Below are 20,435 nucleotides of genomic sequence, written 5' to 3'. Positions count from 1 at the left end.
ATACCGCTCAACAGCACACCCTCATGGCAGGCAGCCAAAGCGGATGCCGAGCGTCCCTCGCTGCGCCCGCAGCCCCATCTTGAGTCAGGACTTACTCGTCTGGGCGCCGGTGGCTGGCCGCTCTACGCGGCGACGACGTCGGCGACGACGCAGGCGATGTTGTCCGGCGCCCCTGCGGCCTCAGCCAGACCGATCAGTGCCCGCACCGTCTCCCCGGGATCGGTCGCCGCGCTCAGCGTCGACCGCAGGTCGGCACGGTCGACGACGGCGGACAGGCCGTCGGAGCACAGCAGGTACCGGTCACCGGGCAGGGCGGTGCGCAGCGCAAGATCCGCTTCGACCTGCTGGCCGCCACCGAGAGCACGCACCAGCACGGCGCGCTGAGGGTGCGCCGCGGCCTGCTCCCGGTCGAGCTTGCCCTGATCCACCTGAGTCTGCACCCAGGTGTGGTCCTGGGTGAGCAGGGACAACTCACCGCCGCGCAGAAGGTACGCCCGGGTGTCACCGATGTGCACCAGGGCCAGTTGGGAGCCGCTGCGCAGCAGCGCGGTCAGGGTGGTGGCCGGCTGGTGCTCGTCGGTCGCCAACCCCCGCACGACATGATCGGCGTCGGTGACCGCAGCGGCCACCATCGTCAGCAGATCAACGGCCGGTACATCGGTGAGTTCCAACGGCTTGAGGGCGTCGATGGCGGCGGCACTGGCCGCGGCGCCGCCCGGTCCGCGCACACCGTCCGCGACGGCGAACAACCGCCCGCTGGCGTACGCGGCGTCCTCGTTGCTGCCGCGCACGATCCCGGTGTCACAACCAGCGGCGCAGCGGATGGCAAGGGTCGGATTCGCCTGAGACATGGTGGTGCCCCCTTCAGAAAGGTGATCCACGAGGAAGGTGGCGAGCCGCGCCCGAGCCGCGGTATCGGCGGTCACCTGCTGCCAGTACGCGGTGATCGCCTCAGCCGCCGCCGGCGGCTCCAAACCACACACGGTGCGGATCGTCGCCAGCGGCATGCCGATGCGGCGCAGCTGGGCGACCAGCCGCGCCAACGGCAACTGGTCCGGGTCGTAGAGCCGATATCCGGACTCGGGATCAACCGCGGCCGGCACCAGAAGCCCCACCTGGTCGTACAGACGCAACGCCTTCGGCGTCAGTCTCGCCGCCTGCGCGAACGCCCCGATGGTCAACAGCTCCACGTCGACATCCTCCTCGTGCCGGCCACGGCGACCGGCACGCACCAGGTTGGGGGTTGCCCAAAGGGCAAGGTCAAGTGCGCAACCCACGAAACTGGCCGGCCCCTGGTGTCGCGTCTGCCACCACCACCGCCGGTAGGTTGGGCGCATGCGTGTCGTCATCGCCGGAGGCCACGGCAAGATCGCCCTACTGCTGCAGCGCCACCTCGCCGGGCGCGGTGACAGCGCCGTCGGTTTGATCCGCAACCCCGAGCAGGCCCCGACGCTGGTCGCCGCCGGCGCCACCCCCGTCGTCTGCGACCTGGAACACGCCGACGCCGCCGAGGTCGCCGCGCACCTCACCGACGCCGACGCCGTGGTCTTCGCCGCGGGTGCCGGCCCCGGCAGCGGCGCCGCCCGTAAGGACACCGTCGACCGGGCCGCCGCCGCACTGCTCGCCGACGCCGCCACCCGCGCCGGTGTCCGCCGCTACCTGCTGATCTCCTCGATGGGCGTGGACGCCCCACCCTCCGCCGACACCGACGAGGTGTGGGCGGCGTACCTGCGGGCCAAGAAGGCCGCCGAGGACGACCTGCGCGGCCGCGACCTGGCCTGGACGGTGCTACGCCCCGGGCGGCTCACCGACGACCAGCCCACCGGCCGGGTCACCCTCACCCGACACGCGGGCCGGGGCGCGATCAGCCGCGCCGACGTCGCCCACGTCCTCGTCGCGTTGCTCGAAGAACCAGGCACCGCCGGAGCGACCCTGGAACTCGTCGGCGGGCCCACACCGATCGCCGACGCCATCCACGCCGTCACGACCTGACCGCACCACCCAGGAGAGCAATGGACCCGCAACCACTCGACCACCGCTTCACCGCGCCCCCGGCACCGAAGTCACCTTCCACCTCGAGCAACGCCTCAGCTGACCGCGCTGCTGGTCCCCGACGCCTAACGAAGCCGCCGCGCAGATCAGCTTTCTGCCGCGTCGATGTGCTGTTGAGCGGTATACCTCAGCGGTATGAATATGACTCTGAGGTATACCGCTCACTACCGCATCCGCCCTGACGGAGGTGACCGACGGTCGCGGCTGCGCCCACAGCCCGGGCTGTGGCGCGCGCAGGGGTCTACTTCGACTCGACGCGTCCGATGGGTGTGGTGCTGTCGGCGAGCGCTGCGGTGGCCTGCGTCCAGGACGGGTCTTCGGGGTAGAGCTCGCTGCGCAGGTAGGCCCAAATGAGCGCGCGTACGGCGGCAACTCGGTCGGGGTTTTCGTCGGTGGTCTCGGCCGCGTCGAAGGTGGAGATGCCGCCGAGCCCGTGCTCGGCGTCGAAGATTTCCAGCCGGGTCTTCGGCCCGGGCGCTGCCGTGTAGGGGTCGCTGCGCCAGTCCTGCCGATCGGAGAAGAAGGGGTGCCAGTCCTTCTCGCCGACGACGATGAGCACCTTGGGCGTCATGCCGTCGAAGTTGGTGCTGGTGAGTGCGACGTAGGGCTGCGCTGCGGGGCCGTTCAGGTCTTCGCCGCAGCCGGGGGCGGCGATCATGACGCGGGCGCTGAATCGGGCGTCGACGGCTCCGACCGTTGACCCGTCGCTGGTGTCGGTGATGGTCTGGCCCGAGATCAGGCCGACGGTGTGACCGCCGGCTGAGTGACCGACAGCGGCGATGCGGCCGGTGTCCAGGCGACCCGCGAGTCCCGGAACGGCGCGTTCGATCTCGCCGAGGTGGTCCACGAGCTGACGGAGATCGTTGGCGCGTGACGAGAGGTACAGCGGCGCGTCCGGGTCCTCGGCCTCACGCAGGCCGAGGAAGGTGGCGTCGAGGTGCGTGGGCTGGATCACGACGAAGCCGTGCGCGGCCCAGAAGTTGACCAGCGGACCGTACCCGTAGAACGAGGAGACAAAGGTCGACGGGCCGTGCCCGTGCGAGAGAACGATGACCGGCAGTTCACTGCCGACGGCCGGAGCCGTCACGCGAACCGCCAGCGGGACCGGGCGTCCCGGAACATCGATCAGGACCGGCTGGTACGAGTAGACGGGCGTGGGTTCCGTCACCGGGAAACCGGCAGCATACGTCGACGGGTCTTTCGCAGAGTCGTTGAGTTGCATCGAGTGCTCCTTGCGAGTCGTTCCCCATGTCCGGGTGGATGTCCCGGCGAGCACCTCGTCTGCCGTCGACGCCGCTGTCAAGCCGGAGCCGAGCGGCCGTTGGAATTCCGAGGAGTGGGTCATGCCTCCAGCGTGAGCGAGATCGGACGAACTTTGAATGCTTGACGGTGCCGATTTCCTTCGCGATAGTTCAAAACGTGATGGTTGATCAGTTGTCGGAGGTGTTCGATCTCCTTGACGTGCGCGGCCAGGTCTCCGGCGCGTTCGCGGTGCGGGGACGCTGGATCACCCGGTCGGTGATCGCGAGCCCGCTGAAGTTGACAGTGATGGTGCGTGGCCGGTGCTGGCTGTCGGCCGACGGGCTGGATGCCCCGATCGAGATGGAGGCCGGTGACGTCGCGGTCCTGACCGGCCGCTCGTGGCTGCGCGCCGAAGGCGGCACCGGCGACGGCCCGCCTGAGGAGTTCGCGCCCGAGCCGGGGCACTATGCCCTGCGCGTCGGCGGCGCGGACTTCGCCGTCGACGACGTCATCCTCGGCGGCCACGTCGAACTCAACCAGGCCGGCGCGGCGCTGCTGACGCAGACGCTGCCGCCCCTGACGCTCATTCGCTCCTGCGACGCCGCCGCGCCCGCCCTACGGGCGTGCGTCAACCGCCTGGTCGAGGAGGTGACGGCCGAGCGGATGGGCGCTGCCTTTGCCGTACGCCAGCACGCCCAACTGCTGATCTTGGAGGTGCTTCGGGCTTACCTGAGCCAGGCCGAGCTGCCGCCGGGGTGGCTGCGGGCGCTGACCGACGACCGGCTGCGTCCCGCGCTGACCCTCATGCACCGCGAACCGGGCCGGCGTTGGGGGTTGGAGGAACTGGCCCGTGCGGCGGCGATGTCGCGGACGTCGTTCGCCGTGCGGTTCCGCTCCGTGGCCGGTGTCCCTCCTCTGACCTACCTCAACTCCTGGCGGATGCTGCTGGCCCAGCGGGCGCTGCGCGACGACGACGTCCGGATCGGGGCCCTCGCCGTGCAACTTGGCTACACATCGGAAAGCGCCTTCAGCACTGCCTTCAAACGAGAGACAGGAGAGGCGCCCCTACGCTACCGACACCGGCTCCGACAAGCGTCCTGACCAGCGGCGTTCGAGGCCACCGATCTGGACCCGCTACCGACGAGCCAGAGGCCTGAATAGGATCAACATATCGATCCTGTCCCTCAGGGCGGATCGAGCCCGAGCGACATGCCGAAGAGGACGAGACATGCCGAAGAGCAAGAGACGTAAACGTCGGGACGGCTCAGTCGTGGAGTTCCGGGCAACCCCGAACATGACGACGGCACCGCCCCAGCGACGGTCTCACGAGGTGGAAGATGATGACGACTACCTCATGTTCGGCTCCGGCGGAATCGCGCACACTCGGTCTGCTCAGCCAGCGGTCAGCATTGGCCGCGGCACCTACCAGACCCACCTTGAGAACACAGTGGTGCACCTGACGAATCAAGCCAGAGCCAAGGCTGGTGTGCCCCCGCTGAAGATCAACGAGCTGCTTCGCCAGGCAGCACGCAGCCACAGCACCGACATGGCGCGGCGTGGCTTCTTCTCCCACATCGACCCAGATGGCGCTACGCCCTTCGACCGGATGCGGTCACACGGGTACGCCCAGCCTGGCGCAGAAAATCTCGCCATGGGCCAGAGTCGGCCGCACGAGGTGATTCATGCCTGGCTGAACAGCCCCGGGCATCGGGCCAACCTACTGAATCCCGAGTTCTCTGTTATCGGCGTCGGCCTACACCTCGACAGCGGCCCGTGGTGGACGCAGAACTTCGGCTACGCGTGAGACGCTCCAACCCAGGTCTTGCGTCCGAACCCAGGAGATGAGCGGACCCGCTCCTGGGTCAGCGCCGGGGCTCACCCTGCTCCCCCTCGCCTCGCGGCGGTGGCCGACCAGCAACGCCTTGTCGAGCCCGGGCCGGCGGGCGTCTCGTCGAGGAAGATCTCACATCAGCAACCTCACGGCATTCCCGGCAGCGGTGCTTCGGCAAGGTCGCCGATGAACTCCGACAGCAGGGCGGCGAACTGCTGCGGTGCCTCCTGGTGTGGAGCATGGCCGACGCCGGCCAGCACCTGAATCTCGCCGCGCCACAGGGTCGGAATGGTCAGCTTGCGCAGATAGTCGACGCTCACCAGTTGCTCGCCGGCACCGTGCACGATGGCGAGAGGCTGGCGGAGTGCGGAGATGACCGCGATCTCGTCCGCGAACCGGCCGGCCCCAACGCTGGCCCCCAGCCCGGCGCGGGCGGCGCCGTCGGTGGCCAGGATATCGGCGACGAACTCGCCGGTGTCCAGTGACGAGCCGGGCGCGATGAAGCTCTCAGCGACCAGCTTCGCCTCGGATTCGCTGACGTGCTCGGTGAACAGGGCACCCATCGCCGGGTTCGGCAGGAACGCCTCCCCTATCTGCTCAGGCGACGTGACCGGCGGCGCGCCGAAGATCACGAAGCCCTTCGCGTTCGGCAGTTGGGGCGCCGCTTCCATCGCGATCTGACCGCCGAGGCTCCACCCGACGATGACCGGGTGGGCAATGCCAAGTTCGTGCACGAGACCGGTGAGCAGGGTTGCGTATCCCGGCAGCGAGTAGTCGGCCGGATCCCTGGCCGGCTCGGACTGCCCGTGGCCGGGCAGGTCCAGGGCGATGCAGCGAAACCGTCGGCCGAACTCGTCCGCCATCAGCGGACGCCAAGTCTTGGCCGACGACGAGTTGCCGTGCACGAAGACGACCGTGGGGTCGTCTGCGTCGCTACGGTCGGCAGGGCTCTCCAGGTACGCAATCCGCTGCTCGTTGATCTTCACACTCGGCTGACTCACTTGACGCCCCTCATTCTGCGAACTGCCGGCCTGGCCGCTGCCCGAGCCTTTACCAGCTCGGCATCCATCTCAGGTTGACGATCCGCTGGAGCCACGGGTTCAAAGGACTCGTGTCTCCCGCCTCATCGGTGACGACATCGGCGTACTCCGGACCGCGCCCGAGAACCCGATGTGGCAGGTACCTGAAGGTCAATGGTCGACGACGCGGCCGAGGAACCGTTCACCAACCTTGGCGATGTCCTCGGCGGTCCACTCGAGGGCGGGTGCGGCGACGGTGACCTCGGTCATCGCCATACCCGGCACGGCTGTTTCCTGCCATCCGGCGACGAACCACACCTTCTCATCTTCGGCGAGGGCCAGCGCAGCGTCGTTGAGGGCCTGCGCGGGGTGGGGCAGCCAGAGGCGGAATCGATGGGTGTGCGGAGGTTCTGGATAGACCCGCGCGCCGGGAAGCGCGGTGAGTGCCGCGGCGACTGTTCGCGCGTGCCGCACATACTCGGGGATGCGTGGCAGCTCCCGGTCGACGCCGGCGAGTGCGGTCAGAGCGGCTGGCCACTGCTGGAACACCTCGCCGCCGTAGCGGTGCCGCCAGGTGCGGGCGTAGGAGGCGAGCTGCGTGGTGCCCGCGAGCGCCGCCCCGCTGATGCCGCCGATCGTCTTGTAGAACGAGACGTAGGTGCTGTCGGCGAGGTCGGCGATCTCGCTGAGGGTGTGTGCCAGGTGTGGGGTGGATTCCCAGATTCGGGCGCCGTCGAAATGTACGCGGGCGCCGATGGCGCGCGCCGCAGCGGATACGGCGGCGAGTTCGTCCCAGGAGGGGAGGACGAAGCCGGCGTCGCGCAGCGGGAGTTCGATGACGACGGTGCTCACGGGTTCGGCGAGGGCGGTGATCTCCTCGGCGGTGGGGTTGCGGGGCGCGGTGGTCGGCCAGGTACTGCGCAGGCCGCTCAGGTGGGCGTAGGCATGCCGTTCGTCCGCCTCCAGGTGGCCGAGCGGGTGAAGGGCGACCGTCGGGTGCCCGGTGCGGTCAGCGCCATAGCGCAGCGCGACCTGCTGGGCCATCGTGCCGGTGGGGAAGAAGACAGCGGCCTCGGTTCCCAGTAGCTCTGCCACGCGTTCTTCCAGCGCGTTCACCGGACCGTCGCCGTAGAAGTCGGGCTGACCATCCAGATCACCGCCTGCGTCCATGTCCGCGAGCCGCTCCCTCATGGTCGTGGGCCGGATGCCGGAAAGGATCTGGTCGCAGGCGCGCAGCGCGGCAAGCCGACGCTGCCTGGTGTTGTGGGACATCGGCGGAGCCTCGCATGTCAGCGCAACAGTGGCCAAACGGTTTCCGGCGGCACGCGATCATCGCCGCTGCGGGGCAGTTACACCATACTGAGTGCTTACGCACAAGAACTGTCATTATGGTGCCTGTCCGTTTCAGGCCTTTCGTCCCAGCTAATTAACGGATTATCGTTAATAACAATCCATTATTGGGCGCCCCTGGCCCCGACCGCCGGCGCCAGCCGCCTCGGAAACGCGGTGGCTTGGCGGGCCCCACGCGCTGAGGATGTCGGCATGAATGACCACAGTGCGAACGCGCTCACCGAGCAGGAGGAAGCGCTACCCGGCGGCAACATGGGGGGTGCGACACGGGTTGGTGCCACTGTCCGGCGAGGTGCTGGGGCGTGGAGCCCGACGATTCAACGCCTCCTACGACACCTTCGTGAGCACGGCGTCACCTGGGCGCCGTACCCGCTCGGAACCGATGAGCACGGACGCGACCGCGTCTCGTACCTGCCGGGCCTCGTGCCGCAGTACCCGTTGCCGGACTGGATCTGGAGCGATGGCGTCCTCACCGATGCCGGTGTCTACCTCGCACACCTCCACCACGCCAGCGCCAGCTTCGACACCGCTGGCGGAACGTGGCAATCTCCGTTGCGGCAGCCAGCTGAGGTCATCTGTCACAACGACTTCGCGCCGTACAACATGGTCTTCAACGACCGGCGGCTCATCGGCGTCATCGACTGGGACACAGCCTCGCCCGGTCCCCGGTCGTGGGATCTGGCCTACCTTGCCTACCGGCTGGTGCCGCTGGCCCATCCCGACAACGGCGACGCAATCGACAGTGACCTGGGCGAGCGGGCACGTCGGCTCCGCGTGCTCTGCGATGCCTACGGCTTGGGGCAGGACCCTGCTCGCATCCTCCAGGTCGCAGTCGATCGACTACACGACCTCGCCGCCTTCACCGAGGCGCGGGCTGATCAGGGACAGGAGAACATTCGCCGTCACGTCGGGCTCTACCGACGCGACGCGAAGTGGATCACCGCGCACGCCGATCAGTTGGGCCGAGATGTCGCCTAGGCCACCAGTGCCCCCATTGGTCCCGCACGGCGTGCGTTGGACGCGCGAGATCCCGCGCATGAGCGGCTGGACTGCGGCGGACTCGGCGCTGAGGAGCATCCACTTTGCCTTGGCGGGCTGTGCGGCGACGAGGTGCGACTGGATTCAGGTGTTGACGGGAGCGGCTTCGCGGGCGGGTTGGAAAAGTTCGATGAGGTTGCCGGCGGGGTCGGCGAGCAGGATCTGACGTCCGCCGGGCCCGGAGACCGGTTCGCTGCGGAACGCCAGGCCGGCGTCGCGGAGCCGGTCGATCTCGGTGTCCAGGTCGTCGACGATGAGGTGGATGCGGTTGCGGCCGGGGCTGGTGGCGTCGTCCGGGGTGGCGCGGGCGCCGGAGCTGGCGGGCCCGGACAGCAGTAGTCGTAGCGGGCCGCGCACGACGTCGGCGAAGGCGGGGGCGGCGCTGGTCTTGAGGTGAAAACCGAGGTGGGCGGTGTAGAAGTCGACGGCGGCGCGAACATCGTCGACGAGGTAGCGGACGCTGACGTACTGCTCGGGTGTGCTCACGGTGTGGCCTCCTGGGGTTCGGTGGCGAGGACGGGCAGCAGATGCCGCACGCGGGTGTCGATGTCGGCGGCAACCTGCAGGAAGGCGGGGTAGTCGTCCCGGGTGCCGGCTGCGGCGGGGTCGGGGATGCTCCAGTGCAGCTGGCCGGCCGGGTTACCGAAGTCGGGGCAGACTTCGCGGGCCTTGTCGCACAGGGTGATCACGTAGTCGAAGCGGCGGCCGGTGAGCGTGTCCAGGTGCCGCGGGCGCCGGCGCGCGACGTCGACGCCGAAGTGGTCGCGCAGCGCCCGCACAGCATGGGGGTGGAGCTGCGGTCGGGGGCGGGTTCCTGCGCTGGTCACCTGCACGTGGCCGGCGGTGTGGCGTCGGAGCTGGGCTTCGGCGATGGGGGAACGTGCGCTGTTGCCCGTGCACACGAACAGCACGGTTCGCGGCGGTTGGACCGGCGGGGCCGGTGGAGTGCTGCCCAACTGCAGGGCGGGGTGCAGAGCGGTACCGGTGCCCGCCAGCGCGTGGGCGCAGCTGTCGAGGTCGAGGTGGTAGTAGCTGTCGCGGCCGTCGAAACTGCTGCGGGTGGCGGTGACCAGGCCGCCGTCGCGCAGCAGCCGTAGGTGGTAGGAGACCAGGTTCTGCGGCTGGGCCAGGAGGCGGACCAGTTCGCGGACCCGCAGGTCACTGTGGGCGAGTGCGGTCAGCAGTTGCCAACGCAGCGGGTGCGCGGCCAGCCGGACGAACGGCGGCGCGGTGTGACTCGGCGGCCCCATGACCCCGAAGATACATCAAACCAGCTTGATCGGATCGCACGTACGACAGTCGTCAGTTCACCGTGGCGGAGGTCGCCGCCTCTTGCGGCCGGCACGCCAATGACGATCTACCGCAACACTGCGAATCGGTCGAGGGCATGAAGAATGTGCTCGCGCGTCTCGGCGGTGCCGAGATGCCCCGCACTCTCGATCACGGTCAACGTCGAGTCGGGCCAGGCGCGGTGCAGGTCCCACGCTGTTTGCAGCGGCCCGCCCAGGTCGAGTCGGCCATGGATGAGGACACCGGCGATGCCGGCCAGCTGGCCGGCATCGCGCAGCAGTGCGCCTTCCTCCAGCCACGCACCATGGGCGAAGTAGTGCGCGCAGATGCGCACGAAGGCCAGCCGCGCCGCGCTCGGGCGGCCGCCGTACGGATTGGACGCGCCGCCGGTCTCTCCGGACAGGACCGCGTCTTCCCAGGCGCACCAATCGATCGTTGCCCTGTCCCGTACGGCGGGGTCAGGGTGTTCCATGAGGCGGGCGTACGCGGCGACGACGTCCCCGTCGCGGGGTGTGCCCGGGGCGCCTTCGAGGAATCGTTCCCACTGCTCGGGGAAGAACCGGCCGACGCCCCGGTAGAGCCAGTCGATGTCGGCGCGTCGGGTCATGGTGACGGCGGCGATGACGATCTCGGACACCCGCCGGGGGTGCTGCTGCGCGTAGGCCAGGATGAGCGTCGAGCCCCAGGAACCGCCGTGCAGCAGCCAGCGGTCGATGCCGAGGCGTTCGCGCAGCCGCTCCATGTCGGCGATCAGGTGCCAGGTGGTGTTGTGCCGCATATCGGTCGCCGGATCGCTCGCGTGTGGTGTGCTGCGACCGCATCCGCGCTGGTCGAACAGGACGACCCGGTACCGGTCCGGATCGAAGTACCGACGCCAGCCGGTCCCACACCCCGAGCCGGGCCCACCGTGGACGACCAGCGCTGGCTTACCGGCCGGGTTGCCGCACACCTCCCAGTACACGAGGTTGCCGTCGCCGACGTCGAGCATGCCGGTCTCGTACGGCTCGATCGGGGGGTACAGCTCGGTCACGGTCCAGGCCTCCGAGAAGTGGACGGAAGTGATGTCACGGTGGCACATCCCTGGCCCGTTCTGCGACCAGGTTCTCGGCCCCGAGCGGAGTCCTTTCCGCAGGAGCGCGGTCCGCAATGCCGTGACCAGGCACCGCGCACCGAATCCACGATCACTCTTGGCCCCACGTGCCGGACAACCGGTTTCGGACGTCACGACGAAACCCCTTGACCAATGGTCAAGAAACGTTGACCATTGCTCCCATGGCCAACGATGATCTTTCCGAGACGTTCCACCCGGCATCGCGAGCAGGCCGAGGGGGACGACAGTTGCCGCCCGGGTTCGGACGGCTGTGGACTGCGCAGACGGTGTCCTCGCTCGGTGACGGGGTGATGCATGCCGCGCTGCCGCTGCTCGCGTTGACGTTGACGCGGGATCCGATGGCGCTCGCCGTCGTCACGGCCGCCGGGACGTTGCCGTGGCTACTCTTCGGGGTGCTCGGCGGTGCGCTGGTGGATCGCTGGGAACGCCGGCGCACGATGTGGGTCGCGGACGCCGCGCGCGCGGTGCTGCTCGCGATACCGGTGGTGGCTGCCGGGCTCGACGTGCTGAGCATCCCGCTACTCGCGGCCGTCGCCTTCCTGCTCGGCCTCGGCGGACTCTTCTTCGACACGGCCGCCACGGCCTATCTGCCGGATCTGCTCGGCCGCGACACCGCGCTCCTGGAGCGTGCCAACTCCCGCCTGCGCGGCACCCAGACCGCCGCGTCTGGTTTTGCGGGGCCACCGCTGGGCAGTGCGCTGCTCGCGCTCGGGCGGGCGGTTCCGCTGCTCGCCGACGCGGTGTCGTTCGCGCTCTCCGCACTGCTCGTACGGTCGCTGCCCGCCACGCCCCGGCCCGTACCGCAGGCCCGCGAGTCGCTGCTTCGGCAAGCGCGGGCCGGGGCGTCGTACGTCTTCCGGGACCGGTTGCTGCTCGGCCTCGCGCTGCGTCCCGCGGTCGGGAACGTCGCCTTCCTCGCTGTGGAGACCGTCCTCGCCCTCTTCGCGCACGACCGTCTCGGCATCGACACCTACGGCTTCGGCCTGCTCCTCACGGCGGAGGCCACCGGCGGCCTGCTCGGCGCGGGCATCGCCTCCTTCCTCGGCCGGCGACTCGGCACCGGCACCGCGCTGACCTGCACGGCCGCAGTCGAAGGGCTTGCCATCCTGGGCCTTGCCGCCGCCCCGAACCCGTACGTCGCCGGCCTCGCGCTCGCCGTGTGCGGGGCGGGCATGGGCGCCACGATGGTGCTCGCCCCCTCGCTCCGACAGGCGATCGTCCCCGCCCACCTGATGGGCCGGGTCGCCTCCACCTCCCGCATGCTCGCCATGTGCGCCGCCCCGTTCGGCGCCTTCCTCGGCGGTTGGCTGGCCACCACCTCCGACGTGCGCACCCCGCTCTACGCCGCCGCGGGGCTCCTCCTCACCATGACCGCCGTCACGTCGACCATGACCAGCAACCGCCGGGTGGAGGCGGCGCTGCGTGCCGCCGCCCCGGCTGATGATCCAGTTCACCCGGAGTTCGTGGACTCCGTTCGGGAGGGCGCCCTCCAGGGCTCCGGAAGTCGTTGACGCCAGTGCTGAGCCCAGCTCGGCGCTCCAGGGTGCCGAAAAGGGTTGGACGGAATGATGCGCGGGCTTGTAGCTTGTAGCTGATCGTGACACCACCCGAGGAGGTGAGACCCATGAACGCTGTATCGATGTGGGTGCTCCCCCTCCCGTCACGGCCGGGCGATTGACGTAGGTGTCGCCGGGAGCGCCTCGACAACACGGCACTCCCGAAAGGCAACACCGATGCATCCTCCACAGTTCACCGCCGCGCCGTCGCCGACTTCCGGCACCGAGCGCAGGCCCTCCATGTTCGACGTGATCATTGCCGGGTGCGGGCCGACCGGTGCGATGCTGGCCGCCGAGCTGCGGCTGCATGACGTACGGGTACTCGTCCTGGAGAAGGAGACCGAGCCCGCGTCGTTCGTCCGCATCGTCGGCCTGCACATTCGCAGTCTCGAGCTGATGGCGATGCGCGGGCTCCTCGAACGCATCCTCGAACACGGAAGGCAGCGTCCGGCCGGCGGCTTCTTCGCCGCCATCAACAAACCCGTGCCCAAGAGCCTGGATTCCGGGCACGCCTATCTGCTGGGCATCCCGCAGCCGGTCATCGTTCGCCTGCTCGAAGAACATGCGATCGAACTCGGTGCGCAGGTCCGCCGCGGGCGTGCGGTAGCCGGGTTCGAGCAGGACGACGACGGTGTGACCGTCGAGCTGGCCGACGGGGAACAGGTGCGTTCGCGCTACCTCGTCGGCTGCGACGGCGGGCGCAGCACGGTACGCAAACTGCTCGGCGTCGGCTTCCCCGGCGAGCCCACGCGGGCCGAGACGCTGATGGGCGAGATGGAAGTGGGTGTGCCGCAGGAGGAGATCGCCGCCACGATGGCGCGCATCCGCGAGACCCAGCATCGATTCTGGCTCCGGCCCGTAGGCGTCGGGGTCTACAGCGTCGTGGTCCCCGCCGCAGGAGTCAGCGACCGCGCCCAACCGCCCACCCTTGAGGATTTCAAACAACAGTTGCGCACCATCGCCGGAACCGATTTCGGTGTGCACTCCCCTCGTGGGTTGTCCCGCTTCGGGGATGCCACCCGGCTGGCCGAACGGTATCGGGTCGGACGGGTGCTGCTGGCCGGCGACGCGGCGCACATCCATCCACCCATCGGCGGACAGGGCCTCAACCTGGGCGTCCAGGACGCAGTCAACCTCGGCTGGAAACTGGCCGCACAGATCCGCGGCTGGGCACCGGAAACGCTCCTGGACACCTACCAGATCGAACGTCGTCCGGTCGCCGAGGACGTGCTGGACAACACCCGCGCCCAGACGGAGTTGCTGTCCACCGAACCAGGCCCGCAGGCCGTGCGCAGGCTGCTCACCGAGCTGATGGACTTCGACGAGGTGAACCGCTACCTGATCGAGAAGATCACCGCGATCGGCATCCGCTACGACTTCGGCGCAGGCCCTGACCTGCTCGGCCGCCGCCTGCGCGACATCGATGTGAAACAGGGCCGCCTCTACGGCCTGCTGCATCGCGGCCGCGGCCTGCTGCTGGACCGTACCGAACGCCTGACCGTCGGCGGCTGGGCAGACCGGGTCGATCACCTCGCGGATCCCACTGCGGCACTGGATGTTCCGGGCGTCCTGCTACGCCCCGACGGGCATGTCGCCTGGATCGGCGACGATCAGCAGGACCTGGACGACCACCTCTCCCGCTGGTTCGGCGAGCCCGCCAACTGATTTCGGCTGACCAGAGCTGCGGCTGTCGGCCAGGAACTGGAAGCCGGCCATTCACCGCCCGCTGGTATGGCGAACATGGCCATGCCAGCGGGCGGAGCTCGACCGGACCCTGGGGCCGGAACTCTGGTCAGCGCAGGAATCGACGCCCTGGAACGTGTCGCGGCCGGCGGCACCGCCATGGACCCGGCCGTCATCGCCAAACTCCGTCATCGCCAAACTGCTGTCCAGCGGGTCCTCGAACCGACGACTCGAACAGCTCACCGAACGCGAACGCTCCGTGCTCGGCCTCATGGCCGAAGGACTGTCCAACCATGCCATCGGCCAACGGCTCTTCCTCAACGAGCTCGGCATCACCGACGACGACAACAATCGCCGTGTGCTGGCCGTCCTGGCCTACCTGAACAACCCCTGACGGTCAGGGGTTGTGCGGCGTGCTCAGCGACCGATTGAGCCACTCCGTCATGAGCGCGCGTTCGGCGTCGCTGAGCCCCGGAAGGTCCGGCACCACCGTGGCGAAGGTGACCGCGACCGCGCTCGTGGTCGTGTCGGGTGTCGCCGGCGTGGTCACGCGGATGCTGCTGAGGACGGCATCGAACATGGCGTCACTCAGACCAGGGTCGCGCCTGTCCTCGGGCATCGCCAGCAGGGCGAGAATTGTGCCATTGCCCGCCGCGTGGATCATCATGAGCGCACGCTGCTCGTCGACGCGGAGCAGGCCGGCTGCGGCCAGTCGCCGTACGCGGGTGCGCAGCACCTCGATGCCCGCGGCCGTCGCCGACGACGGCCCTCCGCGCCCCCGGGTGCCGATGAGTGCGTACAGCTCAGGATTGGCCAGCCCGAACTCGACGTGCACGCGCCATCCGGAGCGCAGGTCCGCTACGGGATCACCCTCGGCGGTTTCCGCCGCAGCCGCTTTGGCGGCGACGTAGGTGGCCATGACGTGTTCCGCGACGGCGTCGACCAGGCCGTCCTTGTCGCCGAACAAGCGGTAGATGGTGGGCGCCTGCACGCCCGCCGCCTGGGCGACCGCCCGCGTCGTCACCGCGCTGGCGCCCTTCTCCCGTAGCAGCTGGCTAGCCGCCGTGACGATGCCGGATCGGACGTCGTCTCGGGAAGTCGTGTCCTGTGCCGCAGCCATGAATCAATGCTAACAGCATCTTGTTACCTTCCAATTATCGGTGCTAACGTTGAGCCGATACCGCCGATAACACTGGAGTGTTCACCATGTTCGTCATCACCGGTGCCACCGGTCAGCTCGGATCCCAGATCGTCGATCGGCTGCTCGAACGGGTTCCCGCCGACACCGTGGGCGTCAGCGTGCGCGACACCGGCAAGGCCGCGAGCCTCGCCGAGCGCGGCGTACGGGTCCGCGCCGGAGACTTCACCGACCCGGCCACGCTGGAACACTCCTTCGAGGGTGCCCACCAGGTCCTCATCGTGTCCGCCGCCATCCGCGGCGGCGAGGCGGTCACCGCGAACCGCGCCGCCATCGACGCCGCTCACGCCGCTGGAGCCAAGCGCATCCTCTACACCAGCCACCAGGCCGCCTCCCGGGAATCACTGTTCTCCCCCCAGCTCACCCACGCCGCGACCGAGGAGTACCTGGCGGGGCTGGACGTCCCCTTCACCGCCCTCCGCAACGGCTTCTACGCGAGCACGCTCAGCTTCGCCATCGGTGCGGCACTCGAAACCGGCCAGCTCGTGGCGCCGGCGGACGGTCCGGTCTCCTGGACCGCGCACGCCGACCTTGCCGAGGCAGCGGCGATCGCCCTCGCCGAGGACGGCGCACTCGACGGGATCACGCCTGCCCTGACCGCGCCGGAGATGCTCGACCTGGAAGCGGTCGCTGGCGTCCTCACCGACATCACCGGCCGCACCATCCGGCGCATCGTCGCGGATGACGACCAGTGGAGGGCAGCCGCCATCGAGCGTGGGATGCCCGCGGCCGCAGCCGACTTCACCCTCGGCATGTACCGCGCGGCCCGCCGGGGAGAGTTCGCCGTCACCGACCCGACCCTGGAGACCCTCATCGGTCACCGTCCGAGGTCCGTCCGCTCGGTGCTCGAGGCCATTGCCTCGCAAGCCTGAGAGGCTCGGTGGCCGAAGGAGAGCGCATTCTCTGAGCGGCAGAAAGGCTGTCGGCCGCTTGCTAGCGGGCGGCCGACAGCCAGGGGCGCAGCGCTGCCGCGACCGCGTCACGCATGCGCCGCTGCAGCTTGCGGGGGTCGTCGAGCGCGCCCGGCTCTTCGAGGAGGACCTGAAGGGCGCCCATCACCGCGCCGAGGAACGCCCCGACCAGGGCGCTCGCCTGCACGGCGTCGAGGTCGTCGGGGAATGCCGCCTGGAGGTGGCGGGCGATCTCGAGTTGCGCGTCGAGCTGGATCTGCAATCCGCGACCGCGCACGGCCGGAACGGTCTGCATGAGCCGCATCCGTAGCAGCGCGGTGGGGCTCGCCATCTCGGTGCTGTGTTCGTTGACGTCACTCAACGCCTGGACGAGCAGGTCGGCGGGGCTGTCACCGGGCTTGCGGGCGGCGATCGCGGAGACGGCGGCGGCGACGCGCGCGTCGCTTTCGGGAAAGAGCAGTTCCTCTTTGCTGGCGAAGTAGCTGAAGAACGTCCGGGTGCCGATCTCTGCCGCTTCGGCGATGTCGGCGATTGTTGTGCCTTCGTAGCCGTGGCGCTCGAAGAGGTCGACCGCGGCGTCGACGATGGCCTGCCGGGTCCGTTCGCGTTTGCGCTCGCGCAGGGAGGAATCCGCCATGGTCGGCAGCATACTGCACCCAGCGCATTGCGGCACTCATTGCAATTCTGCACTGAGTGCAGATATTCTTCGGACATGACGAGTGTGAAGACCGTGCTGATCTCCGGAGCCGGCGTCGCCGGCCCCACCCTTGCCTACTGGCTGGCCCGCCACGGGTTCCGGCCCACCGTCGTCGAGCAGGCGCAGGGCCTGCGCTCCAGCGGCAGCCCCGTCGACGTGCGCGGGCCCGCCGTCGGAGTCGCCGAGGCCATGGGCATCATGCCGATGCTCCGCGCTGCGGCGACCGACGTGACCGCCCTGACCTTCGTGGACGACAACGGTCGCCGGGTCGGCGGCATGCGCCTGGGTCAGACGCGCGGCGAGGTGGAGCTACCCCGCTTCGACCTCGCGACGATCCTCCACGAGGCGGCCCACGAGGAGGCCGAGTACATTTTCGCCGACTCGATCGCCACCCTCGCGCAGGACGACGCCGGCGTCGACGTTACGTTCGAGCGCGCCGCGCCGCGCCGGTTCGACCTGGTCGTCGGCGCCGACGGCCTGCACTCGCGGACGCGCCGGCTCGTCTTCGGGGACGAGAGCCGGTTCGTGCGGCACATGGGCGTCTGGATCGCCACCCTGTCCGTCGACGGCCTCGACCTCGCGCCGCACGAGATGTTGATGCACAACGCACCCGGCCGTGCTCTCGCGTTGCACCCGAATCGCGGAAATCCGGGCGCAGCGTTCATCTTCCGCGGCCCATGGGAGCCCGGCTTCAACCACCGCGACACCGCCGAACACAAGCGCCTGCTCACGGCTGCCTACTCCGGAGGCGGCTGGCGGACACCCGAGATCCTTCAGCGGGTAAGCGCAACCGACGACCTCTACTTCGACTCGGTGAGCCAGGTCCGGCTGGACCGGTGGTCGGCCGGCCGGGTGGCGCTGCTCGGCGACGCGGCGTCCTGTGTGTCCCTCTTCGGCGACGGGTCGACCCTGGCGATGGTGGGCGCGGCGACGCTCGCGGAGTCGCTGGCCGCGACGCCCGGCAACCTCGCGGAGGCACTGCGACGTTACGAGCAGACCCACCGGACGCTGGTGGCGCCGAAGCAGCGCAACGTCGCGCGGGCCGCGTCGCTCCTCGTGCCCGCCACCCGGATCGGAATCACGACCCGCAACGTCGCCGCCCGACTGCTGTCGCTGCGAGGGCTACGCACCGACCCGAGCACCAGACCGACGGTCCCCAGCCCTCGTTTCGAGGAGTCGACGCAGCGCAGCGTCGTCTCCGCTGACGACGACCGCGCCGGTGGTGCGAGCGGTGGCCAGTGAGATGGAGCCGTCGAGCAGAGAGTTGAGCGTCGAAGGGTCGGTGCGTAGGCCGGCGTCGGGGTCGGCCGGTTCGCCGGCCTCGACGTGGACCTGGCCATCCCGGGTGCGGACGGTCCACACCCGGTTGTCGAGCTCGAACCGGTAGGTGGCCGGCGGCGCCTGCGGGCTCGGGTGCCGTGAACCGCGCAGGAACAGCAACACCGAGGTCGCGCTCAGGTGGACCGGCGCCGGCGGCAGGGGTACGCGTAGGCCCCAGCCGCCGAGGGCCAGCACGATCGGCTCCAGTTCGCGGCCGGACGCGGTGAGGTCGTACACCGTCGAGGCCGCGGGGGGCGGCAGTCGGCGCTGGCGTACCACGCCGTGGCTCTCCAGCTCGCGCAGCCGGTCGGTGAGCATGTTGGAGCTGACGCCGGGCAGTGCCCGGCGCAGGTCGGAGAAGCGCTGCGGGCCGAGGAGCAGTTCACGGACGACGAGCAGCGCCCAGCGTTCCCCGACGACGTCGAGGGCGCGAGCGATCGCGCAGGCGTCGCCGTAGGTGCGGCTGGTCGGCATGCAGGGCTCCCTTTCCCACTCGACTCTGGACGTTGAACACTACCGTGTGGTTGTTTTTAACAACCACTGGCGTTACGGTCTGGCGAAATAGAGACAGGGAGAGATCCATGGGGATGCCAGTGGTGCATTTCGAGATCATCGGGACCGACCCGCAGCGGTTGCGCTCCTACTACAGCGAACTCTTCGACTGGCAGTTCGACGTGGGGGACGCCACCGCCGAAGCCGTCTCGGCGCCGGGCACCTACGGGTTCGTCCACCCCCACGACGGCGGAATCCCGGGCGGCGTGGGCGGAGGCGCGGGTTACCCGCACCGGACACTGTTCTACGTCGGCGTGCCCGACGTGGAGGCGGCGCTGCGGCAGGCCGAGCGCCTCGGCGGCACCCGCGTGTCAGGACCGCACCCCAACCGCGACGAGACCCTGGTGGTCGGCTTTTTCACCGACCCCGAAGGACACCTCGTCGGGCTCGCCGCCGCCGGGCAGCCGCAGTGATTTGACCCTCGACCCGGTTGAGGGCCGAGCATCGGCGACATGGACGACCAGCCCACACCCGACCCCACCATGACGCGCATCATCGAAGCGGTGCAGCTCGGCCACTCCGGTTCACCGGGCCAGGCCCGCGAGCTGCTCACCGCACTGTGGGACGAGATCGGCCCCACCGGTGACGCCCTGCACCGCTGCACCCTCGCCCACCACCTCGCCGACCTGCAGGACACCACCGAGGCCGAACTGCGGTGGGACGAACGCGCCCTGGCCGCCGTCACCGACCTGACCGACGACCGTGCCCAGCAATACCATCACGCCCTCCAGGTGCAGGGCTTCCTGCCGTCGCTGCACCTGAACCTGGCCGACGTGCACCGACGGCTGCGCAACACGACAGTGGCCGGGGCGCACCTGGCGACCGCTCGGAGCCTCGCCGAGCAGTTGCCGGCCGACCAGTACGGCGACCTTGTCCGCGCGGGCGTCCAGCATGTCGAGCAGGCTCTGGCGGCGGGTTCGACCGCTCGCCTCGACTCGCACCCCTCGGTGGCTGGCTGACGATCTCAGTTGCGCCACCCGGTTCGCACTGGGAGGGTCGACGGATGTCAGCGGCGACCGGCGCCGACCTGCTCCAGGCGGCCGACGAGATGACCCAGGTGCTGCTCCCGCACCGGGAGCGCGACTGGTCGGTGCCCGCCGGCACTCTGACCTGGAGCTGCTGGACCACCGCGGCGCACGTCGCGCACGACCTGCTCGGGTACGCCGGCCAGGTCACCGGCCTCCCGCAGGACGCTTACCTGCCGTACGACCTGCGGGTCTCCCCCACCGCGAACCCGGCGCAGGTGCTCGCCGTGATGCGCGCGTGCGCCGGGCTGCTCGCCGCCGCGGTCGACACCACCGGGTCGGACGCGCGGGCCTGGCACTGGGGCCCCTGCGACCCGGCCGGCTTCGCCGCGATGGGGGTGGCGGAGACCCTGCTGCACACGTACGACATCACCGTCGGTCTCGGCGTGCCGTGGCGCCCGCCGCAGCGGTTGAGCACGGTGGTGCTGCGCCGGCTCTTCCCGGACGCCCCGGAGGGCCCCGCACCCGACGTGCTGCTCTGGATGACCGGCCGGGTCGAGCTGCCCGGCCGGGCGAGGCGCACATCCTGGGTGTGGCGGGCTGCAGTCGACTGACGCGCA

The 20,435-nt window shown here is 69.6% G+C and carries 22 protein-coding genes; 12 read left to right on the top strand and 10 right to left on the bottom strand.

Going from position 1 to position 20,435, the window contains the following annotated elements:
• Positions 1–122: 122 nt before the first annotated feature.
• Positions 123–1,190, bottom strand: a complete 1,068-nt coding sequence (locus C7C45_RS32370) for a MerR family transcriptional regulator (protein ID WP_167454909.1) — start codon at positions 1,188–1,190, stop codon at positions 123–125.
• Positions 1,191–1,335: 145 nt separating this feature from the next.
• Between C7C45_RS32370 and C7C45_RS32365 the strand changes: the two genes are divergently transcribed.
• A complete protein-coding gene (locus C7C45_RS32365) occupies positions 1,336–1,992 on the top strand; it encodes an NAD(P)H-binding protein (RefSeq protein ID WP_110568635.1) in 657 nt (218 codons plus the stop codon).
• Between the two features lie 301 nt (positions 1,993–2,293).
• On the opposite strand, the gene C7C45_RS32360 is transcribed toward C7C45_RS32365, so the two are convergent.
• Positions 2,294–3,274: an alpha/beta hydrolase family protein gene (locus tag C7C45_RS32360; protein ID WP_110568633.1), complete on the bottom strand. Its 981-nt coding sequence runs from the start codon at positions 3,272–3,274 to the stop codon at positions 2,294–2,296.
• A gap of 200 nt (positions 3,275–3,474) precedes the next feature.
• On the opposite strand from C7C45_RS32360, the gene C7C45_RS32355 reads away from it, so the two are divergent.
• Together C7C45_RS32355 and C7C45_RS32350 are read left to right on the top strand one after the other, a co-directional pair.
• Complete coding sequence (locus tag C7C45_RS32355; protein WP_244200687.1) at positions 3,475–4,395, top strand: AraC family transcriptional regulator; 921 nt, start codon at positions 3,475–3,477, stop codon at positions 4,393–4,395.
• Positions 4,396–4,522: 127 nt separating this feature from the next.
• Positions 4,523–5,098 (top strand): CAP domain-containing protein, encoded by a 576-nt coding sequence (locus tag C7C45_RS32350; protein WP_208641500.1) that lies wholly within the window; start codon positions 4,523–4,525, stop codon positions 5,096–5,098.
• Between the two features lie 173 nt (positions 5,099–5,271).
• On the opposite strand, the gene C7C45_RS32345 is transcribed toward C7C45_RS32350, so the two are convergent.
• Together C7C45_RS32345 and C7C45_RS32340 are read right to left on the bottom strand one after the other, a co-directional pair.
• Positions 5,272–6,126: an alpha/beta fold hydrolase gene (locus tag C7C45_RS32345; protein ID WP_110568629.1), complete on the bottom strand. Its 855-nt coding sequence runs from the start codon at positions 6,124–6,126 to the stop codon at positions 5,272–5,274.
• A gap of 189 nt (positions 6,127–6,315) precedes the next feature.
• Positions 6,316–7,416, bottom strand: a complete 1,101-nt coding sequence (locus C7C45_RS32340) for a threonine aldolase family protein (RefSeq protein ID WP_110568627.1) — start codon at positions 7,414–7,416, stop codon at positions 6,316–6,318.
• A gap of 270 nt (positions 7,417–7,686) precedes the next feature.
• On the opposite strand from C7C45_RS32340, the gene C7C45_RS32335 reads away from it, so the two are divergent.
• Positions 7,687–8,472 (top strand): phosphotransferase, encoded by a 786-nt coding sequence (locus C7C45_RS32335; protein WP_110568625.1) that lies wholly within the window; start codon positions 7,687–7,689, stop codon positions 8,470–8,472.
• Positions 8,473–8,616: 144 nt separating this feature from the next.
• Here C7C45_RS32335 and C7C45_RS32330 read toward each other — a convergent pair whose 3' ends face one another.
• The 3 genes from C7C45_RS32330 to pip all read right to left on the bottom strand — a co-directional run bounded on the left by C7C45_RS32330 (position 8,617) and on the right by pip (position 10,852).
• The gene (locus C7C45_RS32330) at positions 8,617–9,018 is read right to left on the bottom strand and encodes a VOC family protein (RefSeq protein ID WP_110568623.1); all 402 of its coding nucleotides are present in this window, start codon (positions 9,016–9,018) and stop codon (positions 8,617–8,619) included.
• Positions 9,015–9,782, bottom strand: coding sequence for an arsenate reductase/protein-tyrosine-phosphatase family protein (locus tag C7C45_RS32325; RefSeq protein WP_110568620.1), 768 nt, complete (start codon positions 9,780–9,782; stop codon positions 9,015–9,017). Before C7C45_RS32325 ends, C7C45_RS32330 begins: the two co-directional genes overlap by 4 nt.
• A 107-nt stretch (positions 9,783–9,889) precedes the next feature.
• Positions 9,890–10,852, bottom strand: a complete 963-nt coding sequence (gene pip, locus C7C45_RS32320; protein WP_244200682.1) for a prolyl aminopeptidase — start codon at positions 10,850–10,852, stop codon at positions 9,890–9,892.
• A gap of 242 nt (positions 10,853–11,094) precedes the next feature.
• On the opposite strand from pip, the gene C7C45_RS32315 reads away from it, so the two are divergent.
• The 3 genes from C7C45_RS32315 to C7C45_RS35965 all read left to right on the top strand — a co-directional run bounded on the left by C7C45_RS32315 (position 11,095) and on the right by C7C45_RS35965 (position 14,566).
• The gene (locus tag C7C45_RS32315) at positions 11,095–12,444 is read left to right on the top strand and encodes an MFS transporter (RefSeq protein WP_244200681.1); all 1,350 of its coding nucleotides are present in this window, start codon (positions 11,095–11,097) and stop codon (positions 12,442–12,444) included.
• Positions 12,445–12,729: 285 nt separating this feature from the next.
• Positions 12,730–14,154, top strand: coding sequence for a rifampin monooxygenase (rox, locus tag C7C45_RS32310; protein WP_208641504.1), 1,425 nt, complete (start codon positions 12,730–12,732; stop codon positions 14,152–14,154).
• A 289-nt stretch (positions 14,155–14,443) separates the two neighbouring features.
• Complete coding sequence (locus C7C45_RS35965; protein ID WP_425271191.1) at positions 14,444–14,566, top strand: hypothetical protein; 123 nt, start codon at positions 14,444–14,446, stop codon at positions 14,564–14,566.
• Positions 14,567–14,569: 3 nt separating this feature from the next.
• On the opposite strand, the gene C7C45_RS32300 is transcribed toward C7C45_RS35965, so the two are convergent.
• Positions 14,570–15,292, bottom strand: coding sequence for a TetR/AcrR family transcriptional regulator (locus tag C7C45_RS32300; RefSeq protein WP_110568611.1), 723 nt, complete (start codon positions 15,290–15,292; stop codon positions 14,570–14,572).
• A gap of 86 nt (positions 15,293–15,378) precedes the next feature.
• Here C7C45_RS32300 and C7C45_RS32295 point away from each other — a divergent pair, with 86 nt between their 5' ends.
• Positions 15,379–16,242: an NmrA family NAD(P)-binding protein gene (locus C7C45_RS32295; protein WP_110568658.1), complete on the top strand. Its 864-nt coding sequence runs from the start codon at positions 15,379–15,381 to the stop codon at positions 16,240–16,242.
• A gap of 61 nt (positions 16,243–16,303) precedes the next feature.
• Here the strand turns inward: C7C45_RS32295 and C7C45_RS32290 are convergent, their stop codons facing one another.
• A complete protein-coding gene (locus C7C45_RS32290) occupies positions 16,304–16,918 on the bottom strand; it encodes a TetR/AcrR family transcriptional regulator (RefSeq protein ID WP_244200680.1) in 615 nt (204 codons plus the stop codon).
• A gap of 75 nt (positions 16,919–16,993) precedes the next feature.
• On the opposite strand from C7C45_RS32290, the gene C7C45_RS32285 reads away from it, so the two are divergent.
• On the top strand, positions 16,994–18,220 hold the full coding sequence (locus C7C45_RS32285; RefSeq protein ID WP_146247473.1) for an FAD-dependent monooxygenase: 1,227 nt from the start codon (positions 16,994–16,996) through the stop codon (positions 18,218–18,220).
• Here the strand turns inward: C7C45_RS32285 and C7C45_RS32280 are convergent.
• Positions 18,101–18,772: a winged helix-turn-helix transcriptional regulator gene (locus C7C45_RS32280; RefSeq protein WP_110568607.1), complete on the bottom strand. Its 672-nt coding sequence runs from the start codon at positions 18,770–18,772 to the stop codon at positions 18,101–18,103. The two genes, C7C45_RS32285 and C7C45_RS32280, sit on opposite strands and share 120 nt — an antisense overlap.
• A 107-nt stretch (positions 18,773–18,879) precedes the next feature.
• Here C7C45_RS32280 and C7C45_RS32275 point away from each other — a divergent pair, with 107 nt between their 5' ends.
• Genes C7C45_RS32275 through C7C45_RS32265 form a run of 3 tightly spaced genes read left to right on the top strand, consistent with a single transcriptional unit; the run spans position 18,880 to position 20,429 of the window.
• Positions 18,880–19,263, top strand: a complete 384-nt coding sequence (locus C7C45_RS32275) for a VOC family protein (RefSeq protein ID WP_110568605.1) — start codon at positions 18,880–18,882, stop codon at positions 19,261–19,263.
• Between the two features lie 39 nt (positions 19,264–19,302).
• On the top strand, positions 19,303–19,809 hold the full coding sequence (locus tag C7C45_RS32270) for a hypothetical protein (protein ID WP_110568603.1): 507 nt from the start codon (positions 19,303–19,305) through the stop codon (positions 19,807–19,809).
• Between the two features lie 44 nt (positions 19,810–19,853).
• Positions 19,854–20,429, top strand: coding sequence for a maleylpyruvate isomerase N-terminal domain-containing protein (locus tag C7C45_RS32265; RefSeq protein ID WP_110568601.1), 576 nt, complete (start codon positions 19,854–19,856; stop codon positions 20,427–20,429).
• Positions 20,430–20,435 lie beyond the last annotated feature (6 nt).

Source organism: Micromonospora arborensis, assembly GCF_003205615.1.
Lineage (GTDB): Bacteria > Actinomycetota > Actinomycetes > Mycobacteriales > Micromonosporaceae > Micromonospora > Micromonospora arborensis.
This window is presented reverse-complemented; position numbering and strand designations above follow the sequence as displayed.